Source organism: Polaromonas sp. P1_G4 (genome assembly GCF_056405475.1).
In genome coordinates this window covers 1-7,316 of sequence record NZ_JBFUCA010000195.1, presented here as the reverse complement: position 1 = coordinate 7,316, position 7,316 = coordinate 1, and the positions used below count along the sequence as shown (strand labels likewise).

The following is a 7,316-nucleotide window of genomic DNA, read 5'->3' as shown; positions in this document are numbered from 1 at the left end:
GGACTGGCTACCGGCTATGGGTCGCCCAGCGAGCGGGTCGGCGGCCTGCGCATGCAGGCCAACCTGGTGCGCAGCAACAGCACGCAGGGCGGCGAAGCCACTGGCCTCTGGCTGGATGCCGCGTGGCGCACCGAACGCTGGCGTACCACAGCCGGTGTTTTCCGCTTTGAACCCAATTTGCGCTGGGGCACCACGGTCCTCGCCAGCGACCTGCAAGGCGTCTACTGGCAGGCCGACACCTCCACCCGGCAGTGGCAAGCCGGGTATGCGGTCGAGCTGAGTGACAGCGTGAGCCGTGCCGGCGCAGGCAGCGGTGCGTCGGGACGCAGTGCCTTCATCAACGTCAACGGCCGCTACCTGCTCGATTCGCGCAACTCGGTGGGCGCGGCCCTGAGCTTTCGTACCATCACCAGCCCCGGCCAGTCGGCGCAGCTGTCCTGGAGCCGCGCCAGCGACTGGGGCCAGACACAATGGCGCGCCGACCTGGCCAATGCATCCGGCGTCCGGACAACCCGGCTCGGGGTAGACCAAAGCTGGCCGGTTGTCTTGCCGGCCACTTTCGGCACCTCGCTGGCATGGGAGCGGATGAGCGGCAATGTCAGCCCCACCACAGGCCTGATCTGGGGCATTCTTGGCACCCTGTCGCCGTGGTCGCAATGGTCGCTGGATGGGTCGGTGCGGGGTGCACGCCGCAGCGACGGCGGCGAGTCGGTCAATGCCAATGTCGGCGTGAGCTGGCAACCTTATGGCGGCTGGTCGCTCACCCTTCGTTACACCGAGTCACGCGGGCAGGAACCGCTTCCGGCACTGGTGGTCTCGGCCCTGACGGCAGCAACGCAGCAGGCCATTGCAACCACCCAGACCAACCGCAGCATCCAGCTGCTGCTGCGCTACGAAGACCGGGCCGGCACCTCCACAGCACCGCTAGGCGGCCTGCCCGGAACCGGCTCCGGCGGGCTGACAGGCACGGTGTTTTTCGACGCAGACAGCAATGGCCGCAGGGAAGCGTCCGAAGGTGGCGTGCCTGGTGTCACCGTCATCCTCGACCGGCGCTACGTGACACGAACCGACAGCCAGGGCCGCTACGAGTTTCCCTACGTGGCGGCCGGAGATCATTTGATTGAAATTTCTCCGGACAACGTTCCCTTGCCCTGGAGCCCGGTTCTTCGCGATCCTGCGAAGACGGTCATTTTGGTACGCCAAACCAATTCGCTCGACTTCGCCGTGCAGCGCGAACGCTGAAAACACCGCCTCCGCTCCACGGAGAGCCCGTGTGAGTTGATGGCTGCGTCAAAACTCAGAACGTCTGAGCTCGGGGCCGCGGCAGCCCTCGGAAAACTCAAAAATTGACAAATCGATGGGTTCGCTCGGCAATAATTTGATGAAACAATCAAAAACAAGCTGAAATTTGCTGAAAAACCGAATAAACCGGTAAATAAGTCACACATTTGCTGGCATTAATGTCTTGCATCACTTTTATCAATTTAGTTACTATTGAGGCGTACTTAATCACTTCACAGGTTCAGCTCCGTGTCCTCCTGCAGCACCTACCCAATGTCTTTCAGCCGCCTCATGGCGCTGTCGGCGCTGCTGGTGGCCATGTTCTGCATACCGCAGAGTTCACGAGCTGGCGAGATGCTGAGTGTTGACAAACCCCAGGCCAGCACAAAGCTGGATTTCGCCATCGTCATTCCGGCTGTGCTTCGTATCCTGGAAAACAGCCACCCGGCAGCCCTGCTTTCTGCCGACACCACGGGATCCCTCATTTCCGCCACACAGCGCATGGTGCTGGTATCGACCCTGGGCAAGGGCTTCTGCATGGATTTGCAGCTCAACCAGCAGCAAGTAGCGGGCTGGCAGCTGAACGTCAGCGGCAGCGCGGGCACACGCGTCGAGGCAGCCGACGGCGGCTACCGGGTTTGTGCACTGCGTCCCGGCCGTTTTGAATTGGCACTGCAACACGCCTTCAGCCTGAAGGAACGCAAACCCGGCGCAGACGCCTTGGCCTCCAACTTCAGCTGGCCCGTCAGTGTGAGCCTGGTCACCCCCTGACCAGATTGCGTAAAACCCCCGGCCGCCAGGAAGGCTAACGGCCCAGCCATTGCACCAGCTGGCGCGTCACCTCGGGGCGGCCCAGCAATTCCATGTGATTCATGCCTTGTGCCACCCACTGGTTTTCCGGCGCAAACGCCAGCGTGCGGGCCGCCTCTTCATGCAGGCCCAGGGCGCTTTCCAGCGACACCAGCCCATCGCCCACCATCTTGCGCGCCAGTGCCTCCCTGACCGGAACCAGGGGGCCGCGGCCGGCTGAAAGCGTGGTGGCGGCGACCGCATAACAATCCACGCCCGCGGGCAGGGGCACGACCTCCCGCACGTCTGGGCCACGTTCAAAACGCCCCGCCTGCCGCCAGTCGGCTTCCAGCACGTTGCCGTGGCGCAAGTCAGTGATGCCGGCACTGCGCACCTGGCCGATCCTGGCAAAGGGCCGTGTCACCAGGTTGCTGCCCAGCACGCCGTCGACCCAGCTGCCCAACCGCTCCAGCGGCGCGCCGTGATGGGGTGTTCCCAAAAATACCATGGCCTTGAGCTGCTGCAGCCAGCTGTGGCCCGTCTGGGCTGCGTGGTGRCAGGCGCTGCGCGCAACCAGGCCGCCCATGCTGTGCACCAGCAGCGTCACGTCCTGCGCCGGTTGCGGCCAGGCTTTGACCAGTTGCTGCAACAGGCCGGCCAATTGCTCGCCGTTGGCCGAGGTATGCAGCCCCGTGTTGTAGTGCAGGTACACCGGCGTGTAACCCAGCTCGCGCGCAAGCTGGCCGCCATGGCCCTGCGGCAGCGCGCTGTTGCCGCACCACTGCAGGTCATTCATGCACAGCCCGTGAACCATCACCAGGATTTTTCCCGTCGCTTGCGGCAGCCGCGCGGCCAGCGCCTGTGGGTCCAGCACCAGCGGCTGGCCTTCATGGCGCAAGCTCATGCGGATCGCCAACGGATTGGCGGTGTCCAGCAGCAGGTCACCCAGCACGCCGTTCAGGGCCGAAAGCATGGCCTCGCGCTGCGGTGAAGAAGCCTGCGCGCCGGCCAGCGGCGCTGCGCGCGACAACACCGCATTGGCCGCCCCGCCTGCCAGCCGCGTGACGCCCCTGATGCTGCCGTAGACCCAGCCCGTGATGCCGGAAGGCCTGACGCCGCTGCTTCCCGGCGCGCTGTCGACGAACCTTGAACCCAGCAGGCCAAACGGTGCGGCCACGGCTTTGTACACATTGCCCTGCACGGTTTCTGCCAGTCCCGTGACGCCCAACGTTGCCTGCGTGGCAAGCTGGGCCAGCCCCTGGATGTCGGAAACATGCAGCCAGGTGGGCAACAGCTTCGATGAAGAAGTGGAAGTGCCTGCTACGGTGTCTGTCGGGCCTGGTGTGCGCATGCCACGATTGTGGGGGCAAGAGCGTGCGCGCGCCAGCGATACCGCATGGCGGGCGTTTTGTAAGTAAAAATGCCGGCTGGCCTTTATGGGCGGGCGCAAGCAGCTACCAATTTAATAGCACGTCCGTGAGAACCCTTATCACCGGCAGAATCCTGCCAGCCCTTCAGCGCCTTACTTGCAAAGGTGCAGCAACTCCGTCGGTGCAGCCGTTTCAACACCCACGGGGTTGGGTGTAACCACCGGCACAGGCTCGGGCGCGCCCGGGTTCAGCACGTTGTGGATGCGCGCCGCAAGCGCAAAGCGTGGATACGCGGCGTCGCCCACCGTATTGCTGCCGTTGGCCAGCAACACCACGTCATAGCCGCTACCGTAGCCCGCATCGACCGATGCAAAACTGACCGTCTGCCCGCCGGCACCATAACTGCCTGGCCCGCCCAGCGCGGTCAGGCCCATGCCGATGGGCGCAGATTCTCCGTCGGCCAGGCGCGCCGGTGTGCGCATCAGCACAAGGCTGTCGGCCGACACGATGGCGCCGCTTCTCAGTGCGCCGTTCCATCGCACCATGTCGGACGCGGTGGACACCACGCCGCCTGTCGCGTCGAAGCCCGAGTTGAGGTCGGGGCACACCAGCCATCGGTCACCCGGCTTCACGCGGTAGTAGCCGCGCGCAGCCTCAGGCCGCGGCTGCGGCCCCAGCAGATAGGAAGCCGACATGCCTGCAAGCTGGAACAGCAGCTGCGTGAAGGCCGTCTCCAGCGGTTGCCCGCTGGCGCGCTCGATCACGCGGCCCAGCAGGATATAGCCGGCATTCGAATAGTCGTAGGCCGTGCCCGGCGGTGCATAGAGACCGCGCGCATTGAGGTTGGCAAAAAACGTCTCCCTGGGAATGGGCGGCTCCTGCAGCACGGCCGGCACGCTGCCCACCAGCAGGTCATCGGGGTCTTTTTTGGCACCAGGAATGCCGGCCACCATCTGCATGACCTGGGCGATGGTGGGGTCCGGCCGGTAACGCAGCTCGGGGATCCAGTGCGACAGCGGGTCGGCCAGCGAGATTTTTTTCTGTTCCTGCAGCTTCAGCAATGCCGCCGCAGTGAGCTGCTTGGTGACCGAGCCGATCTTCACCGGCGTGGAGGACGTCATGGGCACGCCGGCACGCAGGTCGGCCGCGCCATAGCCGCGTGCATAGAGCACCGTGCCGGCCTTGCCCACCGCCAGTTGAAGGCCTGGCAACACACCCGGAACATATTCGGCGACCAGCGCGTCGATTTGCCCAGCCACCGCGGGCGGTATCGCCGGCCGCTCAACCTGGGCCTGCGACGCGCAGGCACCCAGTGCCAGACAGCAGGCCGCCACTCTGTGGGCCAGCGGACGCTTTGAAAATCCCTCGACAGGATGGCAGGTGTGCATCTGTGTATCCCTCCATGGTTGGACCTGGGCCCGTTATGGCGTTATCAGGCCCTAGCTTACTTCTGTTGGAGGACTACTTCCGCTGGAAGCGGTTTTGCAGAAAAACCGGTACGTCCATTGCCCGTGAAACATGACGGCCTGCTTTCGCTACGGCTGGACGCTGAACGATGGGAGGCGGGTCAATTCCAGCTGTGCGGACATCTTCGGATTTCGGCAAGACAGGGATCGCATCAGCAGCATGCGCATCGTTGACGACACCCATCCCCTGCTGCGCCAGGAGGTGGGTGACAAATACGCGCCTGATTCCGCCTGGGGCCTGTTAACGAGCCCTAGTGCAGGGTCGTTTGTTCCTGGCAATAGTCAAACAGGCCCTCTAGCTCACTGGATTTGTCGAACACCGCATCGGCCCCGAGTTCGGCGGCGCGCCTGCGGATTTCATCCGTCGCATAGTTGCTCAGGACAACCACCTTCTGGTAGGGCTCACGGTTGCGGCAGCCTGCGAGAACGCCCAGCCCGCTGCCTTCTTTCAGGAAAAGATCCACGATGGCCAGATGCCACTCGCCGTCGTGAAGTTTCAGCCAGCGGGTGGCCTCGGTCTGGGTGGCGCCGTGGCCCGTTACCTGGACAGCGGCAATCTCCTTGAGCGCCTCTATCAGGTTCTCAAGAACGATTTCGTTGTCTTCTACCAGGTAAGTAATTAGTGCCATACAACCCACTTTAGGCTTTGGCCTACGGGAAACTGCCATCCGTTGACGCGCATCCGGGTAGGACAGAGGGACGCACGGCCCACAGGACGGTCAGAGCCTGACAGGGCAGACTAGAAGTGCTCGTGCGGCGCCAGGTAGCGCCATTGGCCGACCGGCAGGTGGCCCAGATTGACATTGCCGATGCGCACGCGCTTCAGGCCGGTAACAAAGAGGCCCACCTGCTCGCACATGCGGCGAATCTGGCGCTTTTTGCCTTCCTTGAGCACAAAACGCAGCTGCTCGGGGTTTTGCCATGACACCTTTGCGGGCTTGAGTGCCTGGCCATCCAGGCTCAGGCCGTGATTCAGCAGCGCCAGCTTTTCACGCGGGAACAAAGCCTGCACGTTGGCCGTTTCGTCCCCTTTTTCGGTTCTGTAGCTGACGCGCACCAGATACTCTTTTTCGATCTCCGAGTCTTCGCCGATGAGCTGGCGCGCCACGCGGCCGTCCTGCGTCAGCACCAGCAACCCGATGGAGTCAATGTCCAGCCGCCCGGCCGGCGCCAGGCCGCGCAACTGCTCATGGCCCCAGCGCATGCGGCTGTTGCATTCGCGCCAGCGGTTTTGCGGCTGCACCAGCACCACGGCCGGCTCATGCCCGTCTTCGGCCTGGCCGCTGACATAACCGACCGGCTTGTTGATCAGGATGGTGACCTGCTGGCGCTGCTGCTGCTCGGCCTGGCGGTCAATCTCGATGCGTGCATCCACGGCCACCGGTTGCCCCATGACGGCCGGTGCACCGTTCACACGCACCCAGCCGCGGGCGATCCAGTCATCGGCCTCCCGGCGCGAGCACAAGCCCAGCTCGGCCATGCGCTTGTTCAGCCGCATGGTGGGGGCCGGTGCGCCTGGTGCGGGTGCCGGGGCGGCGGTTTTCGGAATTCGCACGGCCGCACCCACGGGTTTCGGAGCCGGGCCGGGTTTGAGAGGTTCTGTCATTTGCTATATATTTTATAGCTGCTTGCGCGCGTCAATCGTGGTCTGCAGCCATATTTGTCATTCAATACGGGCGGAAAGCGCCGTCAGGCCACCCAAAGGCGATAACCCACAGCCGTTTCCGTGAGCAAGTGTTTGGGCTGCGCCGGATCGGCCTCAAGCTTCTGGCGCAGGTGGCCCATGTAGATGCGCAGGTAGTGATTTTGCCCGGCATGGGCGGGGCCCCACACCTCGCGCAATAGCTGGCGGTGGGTCAGCACCCGCCCGGCGTTGGTCATCAACACGGTGAGCAGGCGGTATTCAATAGGCGTGAGGTGCACCTCCACACCGCCGCGGCGCACCAGCCGCGCCTGGCGGTCCACCACCACATCGCCAAAGGTAAAAAGCGGCTCGTCAGGCGTTCCGTCAGCACTGGCAGCGCGCGGGCGGCGCAGGTTGGCACGCACACGGGCCAGCAGCTCGCCCACGCCGAAGGGCTTGGTCAGGTAGTCGTCGGCGCCGGCGTCCAGCGCGGCAATTTTGTCGGCCTCGTCGGCGCGCGCCGACAGCACCACAAWCGGCACGGCCGACCAGCCGCGCACGTCGCGAATCACCTCCAGCCCGTCGCCGTCGGGCAAGCCCAGGTCCAACACCAGCAGGTCGGGCTTGCGGGTGCCGGCCTCGGTCAGCCCGCGCTTGCCGGTGTCCGCCTCGAAGACCTGCCAGCCTTCGGCTTCCAGCGCCGCGCGCACAAAGCGGCGTATCTGCGGCTCGTCTTCAATCACAACGGCAACGGGTGCGGGGTGGGACATGGGTAAAGAAGAAGAA

Annotated in this window: 7 protein-coding genes; 2 read left to right on the top strand and 5 right to left on the bottom strand. The window is 64.2% G+C overall.

Annotated elements, in window-relative coordinates:
- Positions 1-1,242: SdrD B-like domain-containing protein (locus AC1D1X_RS11540; protein WP_477698305.1), on the top strand; the 1,242-nt coding region annotated here is incomplete at its 5' end.
- A gap of 312 nt (positions 1,243-1,554) precedes the next feature.
- Entirely contained in the window at positions 1,555-2,052 is a 498-nt protein-coding gene (locus AC1D1X_RS11535) for a hypothetical protein (protein WP_477668637.1), read from the top strand.
- 34 nt (positions 2,053-2,086) lie between these two features.
- Here AC1D1X_RS11535 and AC1D1X_RS11530 read toward each other — a convergent pair whose 3' ends face one another.
- The 5 genes from AC1D1X_RS11530 to kdpE all read right to left on the bottom strand — a co-directional run bounded on the left by AC1D1X_RS11530 (position 2,087) and on the right by kdpE (position 7,300).
- Positions 2,087-3,421 (bottom strand): esterase/lipase family protein, encoded by a 1,335-nt coding sequence (locus AC1D1X_RS11530; RefSeq protein ID WP_477668638.1) that lies wholly within the window; start codon positions 3,419-3,421, stop codon positions 2,087-2,089.
- Between the two features lie 171 nt (positions 3,422-3,592).
- A complete protein-coding gene (locus tag AC1D1X_RS11525) occupies positions 3,593-4,828 on the bottom strand; it encodes a serine hydrolase domain-containing protein (RefSeq protein WP_477668639.1) in 1,236 nt (411 codons plus the stop codon).
- 329 nt (positions 4,829-5,157) lie between these two features.
- Positions 5,158-5,535: a response regulator gene (locus tag AC1D1X_RS11520; protein WP_477668640.1), complete on the bottom strand. Its 378-nt coding sequence runs from the start codon at positions 5,533-5,535 to the stop codon at positions 5,158-5,160.
- Positions 5,536-5,645: 110 nt separating this feature from the next.
- Entirely contained in the window at positions 5,646-6,512 is an 867-nt protein-coding gene (locus AC1D1X_RS11515) for a pseudouridine synthase (RefSeq protein WP_477668641.1), read from the bottom strand.
- An 83-nt stretch (positions 6,513-6,595) separates the two neighbouring features.
- A complete protein-coding gene (kdpE, locus tag AC1D1X_RS11510; RefSeq protein WP_477698306.1) occupies positions 6,596-7,300 on the bottom strand; it encodes a two-component system response regulator KdpE in 705 nt (234 codons plus the stop codon).
- Between the last annotated feature and the right edge of the window lie 16 nt (positions 7,301-7,316).